We start from the raw sequence: 19,932 nt of genomic DNA on the forward strand, positions 1-19,932 counted from the left end.
CTGGGATACCGGGAGATCAAGCAGACGATGCAACTGAGCAGGCTGACACTGCGAAGTAAAAAGCCGGAGCTTGTGGAGCAGGAGTTATGGGGAGTCTTACTGGCTTATAATCTGGTGAGATATCAGATGATTAAAATGGCGGGACATCTGAAAGGATACTGGCCGAATCAACTGAGCTTCTCAGAATCATGCGGAATGGTAATGAGGATGCTGATGACGCTGCAGGGTGCTTCACCGGGTCGAATCCCGGAACTGATGCGTGATCTTGAAAGTATGGGGCAACTGGTAAAGTTACCGACAAGAAGAGAAAGAGCCTTCCCGAGAGTGGTAAAGGAGAGGCCCTGGAAATACCCCACAGCCCCGAAAAAGGGCCAGTCAGTTGCTTAACTGACTGGCATTACAACCCGAAGGTTGCCGTTTTGCTATTACAGCGCCGACCAGGCGTCGGACCAGGCCAGACCCGCACCCGGTTCATAGTACTTCGGCGAGTTGTTACACCAGCCGCTGTACGGGAACGGTTTGCACTGGAACAGTTTACCGCGGTTATTCACGATATCTCCTGCCTTGTACTTGGACTTAGTGGTCCAGGCAGGGTAAGTACCGGAGGTACCGCCATCCTGAGACGCCGCTTTCGCTTTCACGTTCAGCAGGTAAGAGGTGGTGGTGCTCAGTTCGCCGTCACTTACGGTCAGACTCACTTCATACTGCTGAGCGGTTGCAGATTCCGGCGCGTTGAACGTCACAACGGCTTTGTCCTTACCCGTGACAGTCTGACCATCCTGGGAACGCCAGGTGTAGATCAGTGTGTTACCGTCTTCGTCAGTCGACCCTTCCGCGCTCAGAGACACTTTCGCGCCCGCTTCGACAGCGCCAATCGGACCGGCAATCTGTGCTACTGGCGCATGATTAACGGTAGCAGGTTCCTCTGGCGTTTCATCCGGAGTCGGCGTCGGCGTTGGTGCCGGCGTCTCATCGTCAGATGGCGTTGGCGTAACGGGCTCTTCATCAGGCGTTGTGGCGGAACCATCGTCGTTGACGATCTTCACATCAAAGAATTTCTGCACGCATTTGCTGTAGTCACCCTCTTTGAATGCACTGAATGGCGTCTGATAGCCCACCAGTTGGCAAGAATAGGTCGCACCGCTTGGCGTATCCGCGCTCCATCCCCAATCCTGCTCCCAGTAAATCTTCAGCGCGCCTGAGCCACCCTCGTCGAACTGTTTCATGTTGGCGCAGCCCAGTACTTCATTTGCCGGAACCTGAACTTTCAGGTATTTCGCGAACTCTTTGTAGTATTTGATACGGTTTTCAGACTGCGCAATTTCGGTCGGACCGCCGCACTCTACGCCACCGTTGATGATCTGGGTGGTCACACCAAAGCCCGAAACCAGACCGTTGGCTTTGTCATGATCGTTGGGTTTCCAGGTGCCGTCGATAACCTGCAGCATGCTGGGTTTTGGCGGCTGCGGATAGGCAAAGAAGAAGATCGCACTCGCAAGGTTCAGCCAGGTATCTGCCACCAGCTCCGGTTTGTCCAGCAGCGTGCGGACCGTCCCGAACATGGCTTCAGAGAACGGGCCGTAATTGTAGTTGTAAGACAGCTGTTTGGCGCCACGGCCAAAATAGCTCACGAAATCGCCGTCTTTGTCTTTACCGCACGGCCAGGTTTGGCCCTGCCAGATACTGGGGTCACATTCGCCGTTGTAACCGCCCTTCTGACCTTCAGTCCAGCCCATTTCACGAACATGAACCAGGGCCTGACGCCATTCGGCTTCCGGACGCCAGCTCTCATGCCCACCGGTTTCCTGCGCAAAGTGGGCAAACATGGTTGCCAGTTCTTTACGACAAATCGCATCACTATCACGCCCGTCGTTATAGGTCTTACACAGCGCAGGGAATTTACCCACGGCTTTCAGGAAGTTGCTGTAAGTGTAAGACTGCGCGCGCATCGGAAACAGGTATTCCCAGTCGCTGGCTTTGACAATACCTTCAACGCGTTTCACGTTATCCGGATTCGCAGCACGGCCTGGTTCGATCAACTCAACCTGCGCGTTATCGAGCGTACGGATAGTCTCCTTTACGGACGCCATCAGCGGAAAGCTGGTTAATTCCTTTTCTTTCTTCGCCAGGTCGCTGGCTTTCAGGGTGTACGGTTCGCTGCTGGTCGCCTGCAACGTGCTAGCCTGAGCCATAAACGGGGCGATACACGCCCCCGCAACGAGAACGCTCAGTAATGTCCTTTTGGTCATCTCAAATAATCCTGTTTGTTAGGAACAATGGTGTAGGCAATCCCGGCTTATGTATTACTCCGTTAATAAATAAACCTGAAATTGCCATTCTTTTCATTTTCTGAAGAACACCGCCCGGTACTCTTCAAAAAACAAAAATCAATATTCTTTCGAAATATAGGGTTTTATCTTCTGGTATTTATTCCAGACCTTACGGGCATAAATCATACGCTGTGAATAATTCTCTTTTTTCAGCCCAGCGTTATAAGCCCCCACCGCTTCCCAGTTATAGCCATACACCTTAATCATGTCCGACAATATCGACGCACCAACCATAATCGAGGTACACGGTTCTGCCATTAAGCGAGACTCATCGATCCCTTGTCGTTGCAACTCACCAAAATGAGAACTGTTAATTTGCATCAAGCCAACATCCCGCGAACCATCGTGGTTCCAGCCCACCGCATGGGGATTCATACCTGACTCCACTTTTGCAATGGCAAATAATAAATACGGGTCGACGTGATAATAATGTGCAGCTTTATCCCAGCAATTGGCGAAAACACTTTGGCTGACAATCAGCAACAACAAGATTAATCGTTTCATTTCATCACCTGCTTCTTTATTTCCTTATTCTCTCCTTGCGCACATCAATTTATTTTGTTGAGTGGCTGACGGTTCCCGATGTCGGGAACCGTCAGCCATTACGGGCGAAGATCGCGCCCGTAATGTCAGGGTCAGAAGATTATTTGCAATCTGCTGACGCCCCTTCTTTCACCCATACGTCGCTGTTACCAGGCTTATCACCACGGGTCCACCATTTCGCACGGTAGACAGAACCCTGGTACGTGGTGGTTTCACCGCTGTTGTAGACCACATCAGAACGCCAGTTCATGCTCACTTTGCTGACCAGTTCCCACGCATCCACACCAAAGCCAGGCTGGTTACCCTGCGTCCAGTATTTCGCTTTCCATACCAGATTGTCGAAGCTGACGGTATTGCCGCTGTTGTAAACTTTGCTGGCGCTCCATGCTGCATATTTGCTGGCATTCGCATCAACCGGTTTGTCGCAGCTGTTGGTCGCAGTGCCTTCGTCAGATGGCGTATTACCTTCATCTGATGGGGTGTTACCTTCGTCAGATGGCGTATTGCCTTCGTCTGATGGGGTGTTACCTTCATCAGATGGCGTATTGCCTTCGTCTGCCGGTTTCGGCGTTACCACAACCTGTACGTTAGACTGCACGCTGGTTTTACCATCGCTCACGATTACGCTCAGGGTGTAGGTCGACTCAGAGCTCACCTCTGGTGCAGTGATGTTCACGTTCGCGGTATTGGTACCGGTCGCTTGCATATCCGCTGGAACACTCCATGTATAGGTCAGAGCATCACCATCGGGATCCGCTGCCTGCGCATGCAGAGAGTGGCCTTCGCCAGCTTGCAGAGTGATGGTTTCCATCTGGTTTACCACCGGCGCCTGGTTTGCTTTCGGCGCTTTGTTCAGAATCTGAACATCAACCGCGTTTTTCAGCCCTTTGGCGTCGGTCACGGTCAGGCGGAACACCATCGTCTGGTCGCTGGTCGCTGCGGCAACGTTAAAGGACGCTTTCGCTTTGGCACTGTTGCTGATGGTCACGGCTGGGCCAGAAACCTGGGTCCATTTGTAAGTCATCGCGTCGCCATCCGGATCGCTGGATGCAGAACCATCAAGCGTGACGGTGACCGGACCCGTCACGTTCTGATCGGCCGCGGAAGCGATTGGCGCATGGTTAGTCACAACAGGATCAACCGGCGTCGATGAGCCACCCAGCAGACTTTCATTCATGGCGTTCAGAATGTCGCCGTTATCAGAATCGATAGACCATGCGAATAAGCCACCCAGTTTGTTCGCCAGGACGTATTTGCCTTTTGCGGTCGTAGAACGAGCGTCTTCGTAGCTGATAAGATCGCCGGTGGTTTTATTGAAGACGTATGGCGCCTCAGCAACCGCATCGTAGCCCGATTCCCAACCTGCTTTACCTTTGAATTCTTTAACAATCTGGCGATAGTCAACAACACCCGGTTCCCAGGTCCCTTTCACTGCGCCTGTTGCGGTGCCGGTGAACGGGTTATTGCCCGTCTGACCATGGACACCGGTCCAGCCACGACCATACATGCCGGCACCGACAACAATCTTGCCAGGCTGTACGCCCTGACCGAGCAGCGCGTTAATGCCGTTAACCGTGGTGTAGTTGGTATCCGGACGATCTGCCGGTGCGTTCAGCGCCGCCTGGTGGCCCAGTTCGGTATTGCTCCACGCGCCGTAGAAGTCATAGCTCATCAGGAAGATGTGATCGAGATACTGCTGCACCGTGGTGTAATCCGCGTCTTCAATCTTATCGCTACCGGAACCAATCGCTGAAGTCAGCTCGTAGGTACGACCGGTTTCGGCTTTCAGTTCATTCAGCATGGTGCGGAGATCGTGCATCAGCGCAGTGTAGGTGGCTTTATCCTGTTGCGGGTTGCCCAGGGTTTCAGTCACACCGCCGCCGCCAGGGAATTCCCAGTCAATATCGACACCGTCAAAGAATTTCCAGGTTTGCAGGAACTCTTTCACTGAGCCAACAAAGCGCGCACGAATAGCCGGGTCAGCCATATGGTAGAACGGATCGGACATGGTCCAGCCGCCAATGGAAGGCAGAACTTTCAGATCCGGATGCGCTTTTTTCATCGCCATCAACTGACCAAAGTTACCTTTGTACGGGTCGTCCCAGTTGGAAACGCCGGATTGCGGCTTCTGCAGCGCGGCCCATGGGTCGTGGATAGCGACGGTAAAGTCCTGGCTGCCGTCACAGGCGCGTTGCAACGCGGCAAAACTGTTGCCATTCTCAACGGTTTTCAGACCATCATTGATGCCATCGCCACCGCAAATCGGAATGAAGCCGTACAGGATATGGTTCAGGTTAGCCGCAGGAATTTTATCGACCTGGAAGTCACGGTCATAAACGCCCCACTCCGGATAATACGCCCCCACCACTTTATCGGTGTGCTGAGCGAAGGTTTTGTTGTTTTCGCGCAGTGCGGCATTCAGCGGCAGCAGATGGCTACCGTCGGTGTCCGCAACGATGATCAGCTTGCTGGCGCTCTTGGTACAGCCGCTGGTGTTACACAGTTCGACCTGCTCCTGATAGCGTCCCCCTTTTTTCACTTTGAAGGTCGCAGAACCCGCATTGCTGCCCGCGCCACTCCAGACGGTGGTGCCATCCAGCAGAACTTTCGCTGATGTTGCCGTGCCGCCACTCCAGACATTCCACTCAACCTTCACATCTACGCCATCTTTATGCAGTTTGATGAGGTTGTTGTACGCCTGCGCCGCCTGGTCTACTTCGACAAGGGCAAATTTGTCATTGCCGCTGCTGATAGAAGGCGTACCTGGCGCAGCCGCGAATGCGGAACTTGTTGCCGCCGCAATAAAGAGCGCCAGATATTTAGGCTTCATAAAATTCATTTTTATTTCCTGATAAATTTATTCGTAAACGTTGTGAACCATGTCTTCCTTTAAAACATGGAATATCTTTTACAGACTTTATTTAAAGCAAAGAGATATCTCTATCTGAACATTATTTATGTGCGTTCCGTTCCTCCATAAAAAGATACAGATCTCAAATCCATATAGCTTCTGTTCTTTCTACAATATACTGAGAGAGAAAATGTTATTCCTTCTTTTCCCCGCTGAAAAAAACTTTTAAAAAAACTTGACCACAATATTTAGAATGTGACTGCGAGCGTCTGGTAAGCAAATACCATCACGCCAGCAAAGGCCAGTGAGGGACCAAAAGGAATAGTTTGGTTATTTTTATTTAAATTAATTAAAACGTAATAACCGACAATGCCACTTATTGCCGCCAGCAGTACGATCGATGGCAACGCCTGCCAGCCACACCAGGCTCCCAGTGCAGCCAGTAATTTAAAATCGCCGTAGCCCAGGCCTTCACGCCCGGTGATCAAGCGAAACGCCCAATAGAGTAACCAGAGCGACAGGTAACCCGCTACCGCGCCAAAAAGCGCATCATGAAGCGGTAACGCGAGGTCGACGCTGTGTACCAGCAATCCACTCCACAGCAGCGGTTGCGTCAGACAATCGGGCAACAGCTGATGCTGCGCGTCAATCATGGCCAACGGTAATAAAAAGGCCGCTAACAGCCAGAGTGAGAGAAGTACCTGAACATCTGACACCCACCAGGCCGTTGCGCCAAAGAAAAGCGCAGTGATAAATTCAACGACCAATAAACGTAGCGGAATAGCGGCCTGACACTGGCTACAGCGGCCGCGAAGTACCAGCCAACTGACCATTGGGATGTTCTCCCACGCCCGAAGTGAATGCTGGCATACCGGACAATGCGACGCAGGAAACAGCAAATTACCGCGCGGTTTTTCGTCCATGATCATTGCCGGCACACGTTCCGCGACCACGCCGAGGAAGCTGCCGATTATCGCCCCCAGAACCGCACTCATTCCGGTCACCGCCAGCGGGAAACTGTCCCGGAGCAGAGCAAACGTATTCATACCCCTTTTTTCCAGGTGAGCTGAATTTTTGCTTTAACGTCACTCAGATGGTCCACCGATGTGAGGCTCATTTTCTCCAGCCGGATACCGGAGGTCATATTCATTTGCCGCAGCCAGTTCTTTAATTGATAAATATTGATCCGCTCCACCACAAACGATAACGTCTGCCCGTCCTGGCGCACATCCATCAGTGATAAATGAATATCGTGTGCGCTCTTTTCCACAATGCTGCGCGGATTATTGGTTTTCACCTGCTGTACCTGAAGATGGTTTTTATCAATTTCTCCGCGCATCCAGTTCAGCGTCTCTCTTTGCCGCGTCAGCGTTGATTTACTGCTTTGAATCATATTATCCAGCGGAATAGCGGCAGTGTAATAAACGGCAGCGCAGCACATCACTGCGGCACACATTATTAACCCTTTTTTTTCCCTGTCGCTGTAATTCTGATAGCGCGATTTCAGCTGCGCGATTCGCTCTTTCATTTATATTTCCCGGTAATCATAGCGGTATAGGGTGCCTCTTTTGACACAGGCTGCAGCGCAAAATCAAAATGCTCTCCCGTCCGATTAACAAACTCCTGCAGCGCCTGCGGATTTTCCGCGCTGACACTCAGCGTCAATGCCCCCCGGTCGCCATCGTACTCCAGCAAAGAGATTTCCATTTCCGGAGCCGACCGTTTGGCGTTTTCCAGTTCATCAAGTTGCAGGAAGAGGCCTTTATTTTGTTTCTTCATGTTCTGACCAAAGTGATACTTAAGGTTGGTCATCTGACGCATGCTCGGGAAGTAATGCTGGTAGACTTGTACAATCTCCTGCTGGACGTGATTCTCTTCCTGTACCAACATCCAGGCCAGCGCCATTCGCGGACCTAACAGCAAACTCAGAGACAGAATGCCGGCCGCCACCATCGCCGCTCTGACCCCTTTGACTGCCCCGCCTGATACAACCCGGGTACTGAATTCACCGTGCAGCAAATTAATCCGGCAGGTCTGCCATTGCGGCTGAATCAACACCAGCGGGTGTTGCCACGGCCGCTGTTCATCTACGTCCACGCCATCGGGGATCTCCCCGTAGCAACACACTTCACCCTCACGGGTTTTCTGCAATAACAACGGGAGCAGCGTCGCGTCAACTTCACAGGCGGCAGCCGGAGAAAAACGCAGCCAGTAGCTCTCATTAAGGGAGACTACCGTGCTTTCCCCCTGGGACATCGGCAACAGCCAGGCATCCGGCAACGCCTGGACCACCGTGAGTCCCGCATCGTGAAAGCAACGCAGCCAATGGCGTAAACGCGCGGCGTCAATCGCTGCCGCATCCACCTCGCGCCCTTTCTTATTGAGCACCGTCCAGTGGAGGTTATCCACGTCACCGATCAGCGTATCCTCAGCCATCCACGAGAATGCTGTCGCGTTTGATGCGATCTTTTTCGGCAGCGTGAAGTGGCGGAAAATCATCTCGCTGGCTGGCAACAACAGACATACACGCGCCGCCAGCGGATGGTCCGACAACTCCCCCAACCTTTCCAGGTTATCAAGCATTGCCACCTGCTGGCTTCCCGATTCGCACCACCATAACGTCCCGTCCTCGCGGCTGTCGGGACGAATAAAAAGCACCTGTTTCATAGCATTCGACTTTTGTTATTCAATCATTCGGTAACGACGCTGCCACGTGATAATCTCGCCAGCTTCCTGATTTACCTGAAGCTGACTGACCACGCGCAGCGTTAGATCATCGGTATTGCCGGTATAGTTGACGCGGAAATAGCGACTATTAATGGATATCTGATCCGCCACTGCTGGCAAATCGTCTTTAATCTGAGGGAAGTTTTGTTCCAGCGCCTTACTGAAAGCCTCCCTGTTTTCCCAGCCGGTTTCAGGCCGCGCCTCAATCATGCGCACGGCATCATCTTCCGTCAGTTTTCCAGGAAACAGCGCCGCCAAAACGGCCGCCTGTTCCGGGCTTAGCGTATTGACGTCCACTTTGCTCGCGGAATCCGGCAACGCGCACAGTAGCTTGCTCACTTTTGCATACGCCATGGTCGGGAACGCAGGCAACAGTTTTAGCTCTGAGATGTTACGCATCATCTGGTTGGCGGGCTGGCGGGCCGGCACCACGCCAGCCCAGGCATCGCTCTCCGCGCCTTCTTTGGCCGTAGTGCTGTCGCCATCGAGGTAGTCCACCAGTTGCCAATAGATCTCCTCTGCCGTCGTCAGACTGATGCCGCTCTGGGCCAGAATCTGCTCAACAATCCGCTCCTTAAGCGGTTTTTCCGGCACCGCAGGGGCATTTTGCCCCTGCGCTTCCTTCTCTTCGGCGAGCAGGTTATTGACGTTGAAGCAGGTTTGCGCATCTTCCACCTGGCTCACTACCGTGTAATCTTCTCCACGGGTTTCCAGCGGTTGATGCCAGTCGCCATCAAGAGCCAGCGCTTTGCTTTCGCCGCTGGCGTCGGACTGTAGCCTGTCCTTCACCACCTTTTCCTGCGCCTGTACCGCCCAGCGCAACTGCTGTTGGCTCACCTGATAGTGGGTTTTCTGCAGGTTACGGCAGAACTGCTGGCTAATTTTGGCCGCCAGCGCCGACATCATGACCAGCAGGATCAACACCACCAGCAGGGCCACGCCTTTTTGTTTGCGCAATGTGCTCATCATTTACCTTCCGGCGCAGGCTGCGGTGTCGTCTGTACCGCGGGCGCGGCGTCTGCCGCCGATGCTGGCATATCTGCGTTGTCTTTCGAGGCTGACGCGTCGGCATTGTCTTTCGGCGCGACCACGGCTGCATCCGGCAGATCGCCCGGCGTCATAAACACCCAGCGCCAGGTCTCCCCCTCTTTCATGGTCAGCGTCAGTTCCACGCCGTCCGGCTGGTGCGCAGAATCACTCCAGCTTTTTTGCCAGCCTTTCCTGTAAAAACGCCATTCCGCTGATTTCACTTCGCTGACGATCGGCACGGCTTCTGGTTTGACGTCCACCGGGCTATCAATGGCTGGCCAGACATCGCGATACAAATGCCCCGCATCCAACCGCCAGCGTACACGCTCCAGTTGCACTGAACCGCTCACGCCATTCAGCGTGGTCAGTTCAATGGCATCGTCATCCTGGCGGAATACGTCTGGCTCATTACGCGGCGCACGCGCCTGAAGCTGAAAGAAATCGCGCTCCATCAGGCTCCAGGCACGCTGAAGCTGATTAAGCTTCGCCGTACTGGACTCCGTCGCAGAACTGGTCCGCATCGCCCCGTCCAGAATTTGCCAGGCCAGGGTGCTGATCACCGCAAAAATGGTCAGCGCAATCATGACCTCCAGCAGAGTAAATCCGCGCTGGCGTTGTCTGTTGTTCACTGGCTTTCTCCTGGCGGAATAATCTGCAACGTAATGACCGGCTGGCTCTCGTCGCCTTCCGCATAGACCCGTATCGCGTTAGCCCAGCCGTTATCCGCCGTCTTTACCCGTTGTTTGCGCCAGTTCCAGTCGCGCCCGCCCATCATCTCCGTCCCATGCTCTTGCGCGTCTGGAAAATCACTTTTGCTCAACTGTGCTTCCACTAACTGGTTTTCTGCCACCCAACTGGCCTGTAGCGTATCGGCAAGACCATGGGTGAAACGCACGCTGAGGGTGACCGAGTTCATCAGCGCCAGCGCGGCGGTGGAGAAGATGACCAATGCCACCATCACCTCCAGCAACGTCATCCCTTTTTGTTTTTTCTTGTCGTTATTCATCGTTCTCTACCGACACGGGGGCCGCCCCTTGCGACACCACGCGAAAATGGTGCTGCTTGTCATCACTTTGCAGCGACAGCGTGAATCGACTGATTTCGCCGTCCGGTAAAAAGACGACCTGGGGTTCGGCATCCACCGTGGCGGCCAGGCGTTGCGGCGCAAGCGAAACGTGCATATCTTCAGGAAAATCGCCTTGCGTGGTAATACGACCTGCGGATAAAGGCGCCCAGTGACGCTCGCCATTTTTATCGTCCAGCGTCACCAGTTGATAATTGTCCGTTGTGACCACCAGTCCCACGATATTTCCGTCCATTACGGCACAGTCAGAACCATAATCAACAAGGGCTTTTAATTGCTGGCCAAATATATCCGCACCGCTGCGTGAAGGAATGGTTGACACCACCATCATGGCGCAACTGGCAAATATCACCAGCGCCAGAATAATTTCCAGCAACGTAAAGCCACGTTGTTTTTTCATTATTTCGATTTTTTATCGAGAGACCAATTAGTAATATCATCGGCGGTATTCGCTTCACCGTCCGGACCGGCGGAAAAGACATCTACAGCGCCATGCTCGCCGGGACTGACTAACAGATAATCACTGGCCCACGGATCCTGCGGCAAGCGACGAATATAGCCATCTGCGCGATAGCCGTTTGGAATTGGCGCGATTTCAGGTTTGCTAACCAGCGCCTGCAGGCCCTGCTCAGTCGTGGGATAACGGTGGTTATCCAGTTTATACATATCCAGTGAGCCTTCGAGCGCTACAATATCGCTGGTTGCCTTTTGCAGGTCCGCTTTTTCTTTATTCCCCATTAAGTTGGGTACCACCATACTGGCAAGAACCCCGAGGATAACAATCACCACCATTAATTCGAGCAGCGTGAAGCCCGCCTGGCGAGCCAGGTGTTTTTGTTTCATAGCCATAATTTAACCTACCATATTATTAAGTTGCAGAAGCGGTTGTAATATCGACAGCACGATAAATAAAACAATTGTCGCCATGGAGACCACCAGTGCCGGCTCAAATACCGACAGCGTTAATGTAATGCGGTGCTGTAATGCGGATTCCTGGTTTTCCGCCGCGCGGTCCATTAAATTGCCTAACTCCCCACTCTCTTCGCCGGAAGCGATCATATATAGCATGGTGGGTGGAAATAATTTCGCCTGGTCCAGCGCCGCATATAATGTCGCCCCCTGACGCACGGTATCCGCCGCCTGTTCCAGCACCTGCCGGGCATAAAGATTTTCGATACCGTCCATGGCGATATACATCCCTTCCAGCAGCGGGACGCTGCTCGCCTGCAAAATACTCAGCGTGCGGATATAGCGGGCGCTGTTGATAGCGCAGACCAGCTTTTTGACAGGTGAAGCATTCACCAGCCAACGGTGCCAGCGAAATCGATTTTTCGCGTTTTTAAGCCACGTCTTAAAGCCGATAATGCCTCCCGCCAGGCTGCCCGCGATATAAATCCCGAAAGCTTGCAGAAAATCACTCACCGCAATTAACGTACGGGTGGTCATTGGCAGTTGCTGCTTCATATGGGTGAACTGTTCGATCACCTGCGGCACCACCGCCACCAGCAGAATACTGATTACCGCGATCGCCACCACGGTCAGGGTGATCGGATAGACCATCGCCTGCGTCAGCTTGCTTTTCATCTTCTGACGCTGCTCGTTGTACTCTGCCAGTTTTTCCAGCACACCGCCCAAATGGCCGGTCTTTTCCCCCGCCATCACCAGCGTGCAGTAAAGCGTGTCGAACGTGCGCGGGAACTGGCTGAAAGCGTCAAATAGCGTATGCCCTTCCACCACCTTCTCGCGGATTTCCACCACCATCGCCGCCAGTTTTTTATCTTCCGTCTGTTTTGATATCGCCTTTAGCGCACTTTCCAGCGGTAGCGCGGCGTTAACCAGCGTCGACAGTTGACGGGTAAACATCGACAGCACGGGTGTCGACAGTTTTGTGCCGGTTTTCGCTTGTCCCACCACCGCCTTCTCGCGGGTTTCCGCAATACTGCTCGGCATCAGCTTTTGTTCGCGCAGCATCTGGCGAACCTGCTTTTGCCCATCGGCCTGCAGCGTGCCGCGCCGGGTTTTCCCTGTAGCATCTGTCGCCGTCCATGCGTAGAAAGCCATTACTGATCCCCTCCGCGCTCGGCGGTGACGCGCATGACCTCTTCCAGCGACGTCACACCGTTAATCACCTTCAGGAGTCCATTTTCGCGCAGGCTGTAAGCCTGCTTAAACAACTGCGTTTCGATGGACATCTCATCTTTATCTTCGTGAATGGCGCGACGCATGGCGGTATCGACGACCAGAAATTCATGGATCCCGGCACGCCCCTGATAACCGCTCTGACGGCAATGTTCGCAGCCCACCGCACGATAAATCGCGGTTGGCGGCGCGTCCATGAAGCTGAACAGCGCTTTTTCATTGTCCCCCAGCGGACTGGTGGTACGGCAGTGAGAGCACAGCCGGCGCACCAGACGCTGGGCTATAACGCCGAGCAATGATGAGCCAATTAAAAACGACTCCAGCCCCATATCGCGCAGGCGGGTAATGGCCCCGGCGGCGCTGTTGGTGTGCAGCGTGGACATCACCAGGTGACCCGTGAGCGATGCCTGCACCGCAATTTGCGCCGTTTCCCCGTCGCGAATCTCGCCAATCATCACCACGTCCGGGTCCTGGCGCAAAATGGCGCGCAGTCCTCTGGCAAAAGTCATGTCCACGCGCGGGTTCACCTGCGTTTGCCCCACCCCTTCGAGCTCGTACTCAATCGGGTCCTCGACGGTCAGAATGTTGCGTTCATGGCCGTTGAGCGCCGAGAGAATGGCGTAGAGAGTGGTGCTTTTCCCGGAGCCTGTCGGCCCGGTCACCAGGATGATGCCGTGTGGACGGTCTATCAGTCCTTTCAATTTATCCAGTTCTTCATCAATCAGGCCAAGCTTATTGATGTCTGGCTTAAGGTTGCTTTTATCGAGCAAACGCATGACCACCCGCTCACCATACTGCGAGGGAATAGTCGACACGCGCACATCGATCGCCTTGCGACCAATGCGCAGAGAGATGCGACCATCCTGCGGCAGACGTTTTTCAGCGATATCGAGCCTGGACATAACCTTGATACGCGACACCAGCAGCGGTGCGAGCTTGCGCGCGGGTTGCAGCACCGGTCGCAGCACGCCATCGACGCGAAAGCGGATACTCAGCGTCCGCTCAAACGTTTCGATATGAATATCCGAGGCGCCTTCTTTTACCGCCTCACCAAGAATGGCGTTGATCAGGCGGATCACCGGCGAGTTTTCGTCGTTATCGAGCAGATCCTCGTTGTCCGGGATCTCCTCGGTTAGCGCCATCAGATCGATGTCCGCATCCATGTCGTCCACCAGTTGCTGGGAGACACCGCTGCTTTGCTGCCAGATCTTCGCCAGCATCTCGTCAAAGGCTTCAGGCGTCAGGGTAACGGGCGCAAAAGAACGTCCCAGAACCCGACGCATCTCCAGCAAGGCAAACGCGGGAGTTTCACTACGGACATATACCTCGTCGTTGTAAAACAGAATGCCGTTATCTTTTGCATAGCTACTGCTGCACAGCGCGTTACTCAGTTCGTCCACTTAGCGTCCCTCCTTACTCTTTAAACGGATTACGGGAGGGGGTGGCGCTGGGTTTTACCGGCGCAGTGCCGATCTGCCCCGGGAACGCAGGCAGTATCGGGTTGTCGGTATTTTCAACAATACCCAGCTTTTTCTCTTCCATGCGCTGTTGCTGCCGCGCGCGGATCTGGTCATATCGCTCTTTCGATGACGCGCTGTAGTTGTCGTCATCTCGCAGCACGGTCGTATGGATAAAGACCATCAGGTTACGTTTCGCGGAATCCTGCGAGGTGTAACGGAACAACTGCCCCACCAGCGGAATATCGCCCAACAGCGGGACTTTGGAGACCGACTGCTTGGTCACGTTTTCCATCAGACCGCCAAGTACCACGGTTTGACCACTGTGTACCATCACTTCGTTATTGATGGTGCGCGTATTGAAGGTTGGACCAAGGCTGGCATCTTCCGTCGCGCTGTTGTCCACGCTGGAAACTTCCTGCTCGATCTTGAGGTGAATCATGTCGCCGTCGTTAATCTGCGGCACGATTTTCAGCTTGGTCCCCACCGTTTTACGTTCAACCGAGTTAAAGACGTTATCACCACTGGTGGTTTGCGATCCGGAAAGTACCGGCACATCCTGTCCGACGTTAAACGACGCCTCTTTGTTATCCAGCGTGACCACACTCGGCGTGGAGAGGATGTCGTTTTTGCCATTGGTTGAGAGCGCCGTCATCAGCCCGCCAAAATCACCGTTGAAAAAGCCGGTCGCCAGACCGGTAAAGCTGCCGATAATTTTCGTTTTATCAACCTGGCTAATCGGCATACCGGTCGAACCAAACTGTACGCCGCCGTGTTTGCTGGTCCACTGCACGCCGAGATCCAGGCCGTTACCGTCCTGTACTTCAGCAATAATCGCTTCCACCAGGACCTGCGGGCGACGAATATCCAGCTTATCGATCACCTTCTCAAGAGAGTTCATCACATTAGGCTGCGCGGTGATCACCAGTGAGTTAGTCGATTCGTCGGCGGTAATATTCATGTCAGACGCGGCCATCGACGTTTTGCCCTTCGCCGCGCCGGGCTTATCTTTCAACTGTTCGCCAATCCCGGTCAGCACCGGTACCACTTTGCTGGCGTTAGCGTATTTGAGGTAGAACACGCGGGTATTCCCTTCGTTATTCTGCTCACGATCCAGTTGACCAATCAGCGAACGGGTGCGCGCTCGCGCCTCTTCCGAACCGCTGATCACCAGGCTATTGGTTTCATCATCGGCCACCACTTTCGTGGTCAGTTGCGGCGCGCTTTGTCCTTTCTGCTCTTCGTTGTTGAGGTTATTCAACATTTCCGACAGTTCCTTCGCGGAGGCAAAACGCAGCGGTACTATCTCGCGGCGCTGAACGCCGTCTTTATCCACGCGCTGTACCAGATCCACCAGTCGGTTCACCACCGAGGCTTTGCCGGTTAACAGCAGCACATTCGACGGTTCGAAATGCACCACGTTACCGATACCAGAAGCATCATTGAGCTGACGGAGCAAGGGTGCAAGTTCGCGCACAGGGACGTTTTCCATTCGCACGACACGGGTAATGATCTCATCCCCTTTGCCGGGATTATTACTGTCGACGACCGGTGCGCCCGCCATACGCGCCACGCTTGAGCGCACCACTTTGACCATGCCGTTATCCATCGGAATCACCGATAAACCGTACAGATCCAGCACGCTTAAAAAGAACTGGTAATACTCATCCTCCGTCAGCACGTTGTAGGTTCTGACCGACACCGATCCCTGCACGGAGGGATCCACCAGGATGGTTTTATTTAAATTGCGCCCCACCGTATCGATAAATTCACGAATATCGGTATTTTTAAAACTGGCGCTAAAGTTTGCTGCAAACAGCGAACTTGAATACAACGACAATGCGGTCAGCGCCACGCACGCCCAGGGAAATTTCTTCATGTCTGTACACTTGTTAATTGTTTAGAACATTAACCCGAATATTTTCAAGGTGAGCGTGACGTCTGACGACGACCTCCGCTTCTTTCATCTTCGACCAGTTAGCGAGAATACTTTTCGCCTGTGCTTCTTTCGTCATATCGACAGAATTAACTTCAATCGCCACATCACCTTTTTCCAGCCCTGAATGGGTATAAAATGGTGAAGCATCCCTTGGATTAATGTTATAGCCTTCCAGTTGTCCCTTTTCGATTAACGGTTTCAACACCAGATAATCATCAAGATGCAATTGGTCGGCTCCTGCATCCTTTGTCGATTTCGTTACCGGGCCGCTGTCAACGTCGCCCTTAAAATAATCAGGTGTCTTTAATGTCAGTACCTGCGACGTTCCTTCATAATTCACCACGACGTTGTCTTTATTGATTGACTCGATATAGACGTCGTCGAACCCGGTCAGTTTCTCTCCCTCGCGATAGCTCTTCTGCCCGCTCTGGGTCTTAATCACGGCAAAGGAAAGCCAGGCATCGTCACTCCTGACAATCCCCTCAATTTCAGCAGATAACGTTTTTTGGGCAGACGTGGATGGGTGTTGTGGGCGCACCGCCGCAGCGAAAAGCGCAAACGCTTTTTCTTCCCCGCGTTGTTTCACGGGTTTTGCATCCGCGTTCGCCAGCTTTTTTGCTACCTTTTGATAATCTTTGATGATCACATACCCTTGCTGTCCGCAAAATATAAGCAATACAAACATCATAAAAGGCGTTCTCCAGCGGGAGAGAAATGAGTAATTCATTATTCATCTGTCCTGTTGCAAAACGAAAATGAGCAGCATCGTGCTGCACCAATATATGCAGCAAATAGTAATTAACGGGTCTGCATCCGACTATCGGCATTACCATTAACTTTAACGAAGAAAAATATTGACCGGTTAAAATCCTAATGTTAAGGATGAACAAGAGGTTATTTTTACTCTCTTTAAAAATTGCTCCGCCGTCTGCTTTCCCTTACTTTTCGTCTCAGTGCTATTCATGTAAAGAGACGGTAAGTCGTTATGTATCAGAGTCATTTTAATTTTAAAAATCCGCCATTCAGGAAAGTCACCCGTGCCTCGGGCGACTTTTTTGTGCCTTATCATCAGGATATTTTCAACCTGCTGAAAGAGAAAACCGGACAGGCGGGAATTACCGGGCTCTTTTGCAACGACACGGCGCTGCTTTTTCAGTACAGCGAGGCGCTGAAAAGCAGCGGTCACGATGTACTGTCTATTAATGCTTTCCCCAAATTGAGTGCCAGTAGCCTGCTGTACAAGCTCAATCCCGGAAGCAAAGAAAGCCAAACCCGTCTTCATGCGGTGGATGCCGTGCTGCGCCAGTGGCAGGAAGCACCAGCTTCCCGTAAGGCGAAAAGTAAAGTGCTGGTGATTTCGCACGTGGAAGCCATGAAAGATAACTGCCGCGACGTGCTGGGCATGTTGTTAGCCCATGCGCAGGAGCTGGCATTTCCGCTATCGATTGTGCTGATGGGCTCGGTGGATCAGGAAACGGTTCTGATGCAAAAGTCCGGTCTTCAGGAGTACGTTCATACGCATCATGTGGTTCGTTCCCTGACCTGCCGTGAAATGCTGGACTATGTACAGTCCCAGTGTGATGAGCAGGACTGCGAAACGTCACCGTTAGCCCCCGCACGCATACGCAAAATGCATAAACTGACAAAAGGTCATCTCAGCAAATTCAATGAACTGGCGCACTTATCGATGCTTGCGGCATGGACCGAACGCGCCGCTTGTGTGGGACCCCGTCATTTACGCCTGGCTGCCGGCGAGATTCTGCCCGCCCAAAACCACGGTAAGCGCCTGGCAACCGTCGGTGTACTGGCGTCTACGATTTTCGCAGCCTGCGGCTGGTCTCTGATGGCACCAATCAGCGCCAGACTTCCGATTCACCTACCGGTTCCAGTGAGCTGGCAGCAGCAGACGCTGAAAACCCAGGTGCCGGTTGCGCCGACTATCGATAATGAAATGGTGAATCAGCCCGACGCGATGCATCAACTGTATGTGATGTGGGGTTACGATGCTTCAGCGGAAGATGCCTTATGCCAGAATGCCGCGAAGGTGAATCTGATGTGCAAACAAGGCACCGCGCCGCTGGAGGAACTGGCAAAGGAAGGTTATCCGTGGGTCAGCGAAATCAAAACCGGCGATCATCTTAACTATGCCGTTGTTGCTCGTGCCGGCAATGAGTCCCTGGATCTGCTGATGAATAACCGCACCTGGCAGGTCAGCCGCAGTTGGTTTACTCAACATGCAACCGGACATTACACGCAGTTGCACCGTCTGACGCCACAGGGCAAAGACGCCATCAGCGCAACCAGTGACAGTAAAGATCTGGCCTGGCTCGACCAACAACTGAGTCTCGCGCTCGCACAGCCCGAAACGCATGCGCAGAGCTGGACGGCGGAAATGATGAAGCGTACCCGTGAATTCCAGCAGAGAATGAATCTGCATGTCGACGGCATCCCTGGCGAAGACACGCTAATGCAGCTGATGCGAGAAACCAACACCACGCCGAGCGTACTGCTCCAGGCGTCTCATGCCACTCACGATACCTCACCCCAGGAGAAACGTTCCTGATGTCGACAATATGTCTTGCGGCTCAACGGAGCTACGCCACCGGGGAGGCGGTCTGGTTTTCATATCGCCTCCCCGGTATGAAAAAAATAGTCGGTCACAGCATATTATGGATGCTGGGACTCTTCACGTTGCTGGCAGCCGGGATTTACACACATATTTACTGGAACCTGCGTCACCCGACGCCGGAGCCGGTTAACGCAAGTGTTGTCATGCCGCAGGCCAGGCTTTCAGATATGCACTATGTGTACGTGAGTAAACCGTTCCCACACCCGCATTCTGAACCTGCGCCCAGACATGAGGATGATATCCCGGCCATGCAGGATATCCCGATAAATAGCGATGAGAGTGACTGGCGGCAGGCGCCGGACGGAAATATATCTCAGCATACCTCTCGCGATACATTGCCAGGCACGCAGGCGCACGAGGATGATGCCGCGAACGAGAGCGTCAGCGAAGGTCGTGATAATACGTCGTTAACTGAGTTGTTTAAGCAGGCATTAAAGGAGCAGCAGCAGGATTATGCGCAAGGGAAAATTCCCGCACCGCCGGTTGACGAAACGCAGGAAACTCCCCAGGCAAAACTCACGCAGAGTGATGTGACGCGGTCTCCTCTTCTGAAAAAAGGAGACCGGCTGGAGTAATCAATATTTTTCCGGCAAGTGCGTCATGTTAAGGAGTCGACCCTTTTCCACAATGATATATTGCCCTTTTTTCAGGTCGGATAGAATTTTAATAATGGTGCTGCGTGCCAGGTTAGTGTATTCCTGGATATAGTCATAAACGTTAATATCACGCTGATAGTTAATTTTTAACTCATGAATTTCATATAAAAATTCACGTACTACCGAATAGGCGCTGCGGGCGACCAGAATATCATCCCGCTTGCTCATGAGAAGAACATACCAGAAGAGCAGTCTGGTAAGGTCTTCCCATAAGTTATGTTCTGTGATCAGTTGAGTGAACTCATCTTTTGGGATAGAGCGCACCACGGTATTAGTACGGACAAGAGCGTACATATGTGAAGTATGACAGAACATGGAGGAGAGACCAAAGATACACGGCCCCGCGACAGTGAACATGCAAAGTTCATCTGATTCACGGCGAAACTCTACTTCGCCGCTGACGATAATATAAATATATTTGGAATCAGCCGTTGATAACTTTTGCCATTTCTTTAAGGTTTTTTCTTCGTAACCTTCCGTTATGGAAATAATAGCTTCTTTTTCTTGATGAGGACGCAGTTTTTTACCAAAAGTACTTAACATTATAA

18 protein-coding genes and 1 pseudogene are annotated in these 19,932 nt (G+C 52.8%); 3 read left to right on the top strand and 16 right to left on the bottom strand.

Features of this window, described 5'->3' with window-relative positions:
* Positions 1-387, top strand: a pseudogene (locus tag OGY35_RS16280) (IS4 family transposase); the annotation flags it as partial.
* A gap of 38 nt (positions 388-425) precedes the next feature.
* Here the strand turns inward: OGY35_RS16280 and OGY35_RS16285 are convergent.
* The 15 genes from OGY35_RS16285 to gspC form a co-directional block, all read right to left on the bottom strand.
* The gene (locus OGY35_RS16285) at positions 426-2,249 is read right to left on the bottom strand and encodes a glycoside hydrolase family 19 protein (RefSeq protein WP_286632810.1); all 1,824 of its coding nucleotides are present in this window, start codon (positions 2,247-2,249) and stop codon (positions 426-428) included.
* A gap of 138 nt (positions 2,250-2,387) precedes the next feature.
* Positions 2,388-2,834, bottom strand: a complete 447-nt coding sequence (gene iagB, locus OGY35_RS16290) for a type III secretion system invasion protein IagB (RefSeq protein WP_286632811.1) — start codon at positions 2,832-2,834, stop codon at positions 2,388-2,390.
* A gap of 139 nt (positions 2,835-2,973) precedes the next feature.
* Positions 2,974-5,712: a glycosyl hydrolase family 18 protein gene (locus tag OGY35_RS16295; protein ID WP_286632812.1), complete on the bottom strand. Its 2,739-nt coding sequence runs from the start codon at positions 5,710-5,712 to the stop codon at positions 2,974-2,976.
* 260 nt (positions 5,713-5,972) lie between these two features.
* On the bottom strand, positions 5,973-6,770 hold the full coding sequence (locus tag OGY35_RS16300) for a prepilin peptidase (protein ID WP_286632813.1): 798 nt from the start codon (positions 6,768-6,770) through the stop codon (positions 5,973-5,975).
* Positions 6,767-7,252, bottom strand: a complete 486-nt coding sequence (locus OGY35_RS16305) for a type II secretion system protein M (protein ID WP_286632814.1) — start codon at positions 7,250-7,252, stop codon at positions 6,767-6,769. The genes OGY35_RS16300 and OGY35_RS16305 overlap by 4 nt, the downstream gene beginning before the upstream one ends.
* Positions 7,249-8,391 (bottom strand): type II secretion system protein GspL, encoded by a 1,143-nt coding sequence (gene gspL / locus OGY35_RS16310; RefSeq protein ID WP_286632815.1) that lies wholly within the window; start codon positions 8,389-8,391, stop codon positions 7,249-7,251. The genes OGY35_RS16305 and gspL overlap by 4 nt, the downstream gene beginning before the upstream one ends.
* Before the next feature lie 15 nt (positions 8,392-8,406).
* Positions 8,407-9,417: a type II secretion system minor pseudopilin GspK gene (gene gspK / locus OGY35_RS16315; RefSeq protein WP_286632919.1), complete on the bottom strand. Its 1,011-nt coding sequence runs from the start codon at positions 9,415-9,417 to the stop codon at positions 8,407-8,409.
* On the bottom strand, positions 9,417-10,109 hold the full coding sequence (gspJ, locus tag OGY35_RS16320; protein WP_286632817.1) for a type II secretion system minor pseudopilin GspJ: 693 nt from the start codon (positions 10,107-10,109) through the stop codon (positions 9,417-9,419). The genes gspK and gspJ overlap by 1 nt, the downstream gene beginning before the upstream one ends.
* Positions 10,106-10,486: a type II secretion system minor pseudopilin GspI gene (gene gspI, locus OGY35_RS16325; RefSeq protein WP_286632819.1), complete on the bottom strand. Its 381-nt coding sequence runs from the start codon at positions 10,484-10,486 to the stop codon at positions 10,106-10,108. The genes gspJ and gspI overlap by 4 nt, the downstream gene beginning before the upstream one ends.
* Positions 10,479-10,964: a type II secretion system minor pseudopilin GspH gene (gspH, locus tag OGY35_RS16330; RefSeq protein ID WP_286632820.1), complete on the bottom strand. Its 486-nt coding sequence runs from the start codon at positions 10,962-10,964 to the stop codon at positions 10,479-10,481. Before gspH ends, gspI begins: the two co-directional genes overlap by 8 nt.
* A complete protein-coding gene (gene gspG, locus OGY35_RS16335; protein WP_286632821.1) occupies positions 10,964-11,413 on the bottom strand; it encodes a type II secretion system major pseudopilin GspG in 450 nt (149 codons plus the stop codon). Before gspG ends, gspH begins: the two co-directional genes overlap by 1 nt.
* Positions 11,414-11,416: 3 nt before the next feature.
* Positions 11,417-12,625 carry a type II secretion system inner membrane protein GspF gene (gspF, locus tag OGY35_RS16340; protein ID WP_286632822.1) on the bottom strand — a complete coding sequence of 403 codons (1,209 nt, stop codon included), beginning with the start codon at positions 12,623-12,625 and terminating at the stop codon, positions 11,417-11,419.
* Entirely contained in the window at positions 12,625-14,103 is a 1,479-nt protein-coding gene (gspE, locus tag OGY35_RS16345; protein WP_286632823.1) for a type II secretion system ATPase GspE, read from the bottom strand. The genes gspF and gspE overlap by 1 nt, the downstream gene beginning before the upstream one ends.
* 13 nt (positions 14,104-14,116) lie before the next feature.
* Complete coding sequence (gene gspD, locus OGY35_RS16350) at positions 14,117-16,039, bottom strand: type II secretion system secretin GspD (RefSeq protein ID WP_286632824.1); 1,923 nt, start codon at positions 16,037-16,039, stop codon at positions 14,117-14,119.
* A gap of 13 nt (positions 16,040-16,052) precedes the next feature.
* The gene (gene gspC / locus OGY35_RS16355; protein WP_178824230.1) at positions 16,053-16,784 is read right to left on the bottom strand and encodes a type II secretion system protein GspC; all 732 of its coding nucleotides are present in this window, start codon (positions 16,782-16,784) and stop codon (positions 16,053-16,055) included.
* A 300-nt stretch (positions 16,785-17,084) separates the two neighbouring features.
* Here gspC and OGY35_RS16360 point away from each other — a divergent pair, with 300 nt between their 5' ends.
* Positions 17,085-18,662 (top strand): ExeA family protein, encoded by a 1,578-nt coding sequence (locus OGY35_RS16360; RefSeq protein ID WP_286632825.1) that lies wholly within the window; start codon positions 17,085-17,087, stop codon positions 18,660-18,662.
* Positions 18,662-19,303 (top strand): type II secretion system protein GspB, cryptic system variant, encoded by a 642-nt coding sequence (locus OGY35_RS16365; RefSeq protein ID WP_286632826.1) that lies wholly within the window; start codon positions 18,662-18,664, stop codon positions 19,301-19,303. Before OGY35_RS16360 ends, OGY35_RS16365 begins: the two co-directional genes overlap by 1 nt.
* Here the strand turns inward: OGY35_RS16365 and OGY35_RS16370 are convergent, their stop codons facing one another.
* Positions 19,304-19,927 carry a helix-turn-helix domain-containing protein gene (locus tag OGY35_RS16370; RefSeq protein ID WP_286632827.1) on the bottom strand — a complete coding sequence of 208 codons (624 nt, stop codon included), beginning with the start codon at positions 19,925-19,927 and terminating at the stop codon, positions 19,304-19,306.
* Positions 19,928-19,932: the final 5 nt, after the last annotated feature.

Source organism: Citrobacter sp. Ct235, from assembly GCF_030332305.1.
Classification (GTDB): domain Bacteria; phylum Pseudomonadota; class Gammaproteobacteria; order Enterobacterales; family Enterobacteriaceae; genus Citrobacter_A; species Citrobacter_A telavivensis.

Bases quoted from the DNA above. Each gene is read 5' to 3' on its own strand.
- OGY35_RS16285 (WP_286632810.1), bottom strand. From the start codon at position 2,249: ATGACCAAAAGGACATTACTGAGCGTTCTCGTTGCGGGGGCGTGTATC.
- iagB (WP_286632811.1), bottom strand. From the start codon at position 2,834: ATGAAACGATTAATCTTGTTGTTGCTGATTGTCAGCCAAAGTGTTTTC.
- OGY35_RS16295 (WP_286632812.1), bottom strand. From the start codon at position 5,712: ATGAATTTTATGAAGCCTAAATATCTGGCGCTCTTTATTGCGGCGGCA.
- OGY35_RS16300 (WP_286632813.1), bottom strand. From the start codon at position 6,770: ATGAATACGTTTGCTCTGCTCCGGGACAGTTTCCCGCTGGCGGTGACC.
- OGY35_RS16305 (WP_286632814.1), bottom strand. From the start codon at position 7,252: ATGAAAGAGCGAATCGCGCAGCTGAAATCGCGCTATCAGAATTACAGC.
- gspL (WP_286632815.1), bottom strand. From the start codon at position 8,391: ATGAAACAGGTGCTTTTTATTCGTCCCGACAGCCGCGAGGACGGGACG.
- gspK (WP_286632919.1), bottom strand. From the start codon at position 9,417: ATGAGCACATTGCGCAAACAAAAAGGCGTGGCCCTGCTGGTGGTGTTG.
- gspI (WP_286632819.1), bottom strand. From the start codon at position 10,486: ATGAATAACGACAAGAAAAAACAAAAAGGGATGACGTTGCTGGAGGTG.
- gspH (WP_286632820.1), bottom strand. From the start codon at position 10,964: ATGAAAAAACAACGTGGCTTTACGTTGCTGGAAATTATTCTGGCGCTG.
- gspG (WP_286632821.1), bottom strand. From the start codon at position 11,413: ATGGCTATGAAACAAAAACACCTGGCTCGCCAGGCGGGCTTCACGCTG.
- gspF (WP_286632822.1), bottom strand. From the start codon at position 12,625: ATGGCTTTCTACGCATGGACGGCGACAGATGCTACAGGGAAAACCCGG.
- gspD (WP_286632824.1), bottom strand. From the start codon at position 16,039: ATGAAGAAATTTCCCTGGGCGTGCGTGGCGCTGACCGCATTGTCGTTG.
- gspC (WP_178824230.1), bottom strand. From the start codon at position 16,784: ATGTTTGTATTGCTTATATTTTGCGGACAGCAAGGGTATGTGATCATC.
- OGY35_RS16360 (WP_286632825.1), top strand. From the start codon at position 17,085: ATGTATCAGAGTCATTTTAATTTTAAAAATCCGCCATTCAGGAAAGTC.
- OGY35_RS16365 (WP_286632826.1), top strand. From the start codon at position 18,662: ATGTCGACAATATGTCTTGCGGCTCAACGGAGCTACGCCACCGGGGAG.
- OGY35_RS16370 (WP_286632827.1), bottom strand. From the start codon at position 19,927: ATGTTAAGTACTTTTGGTAAAAAACTGCGTCCTCATCAAGAAAAAGAA.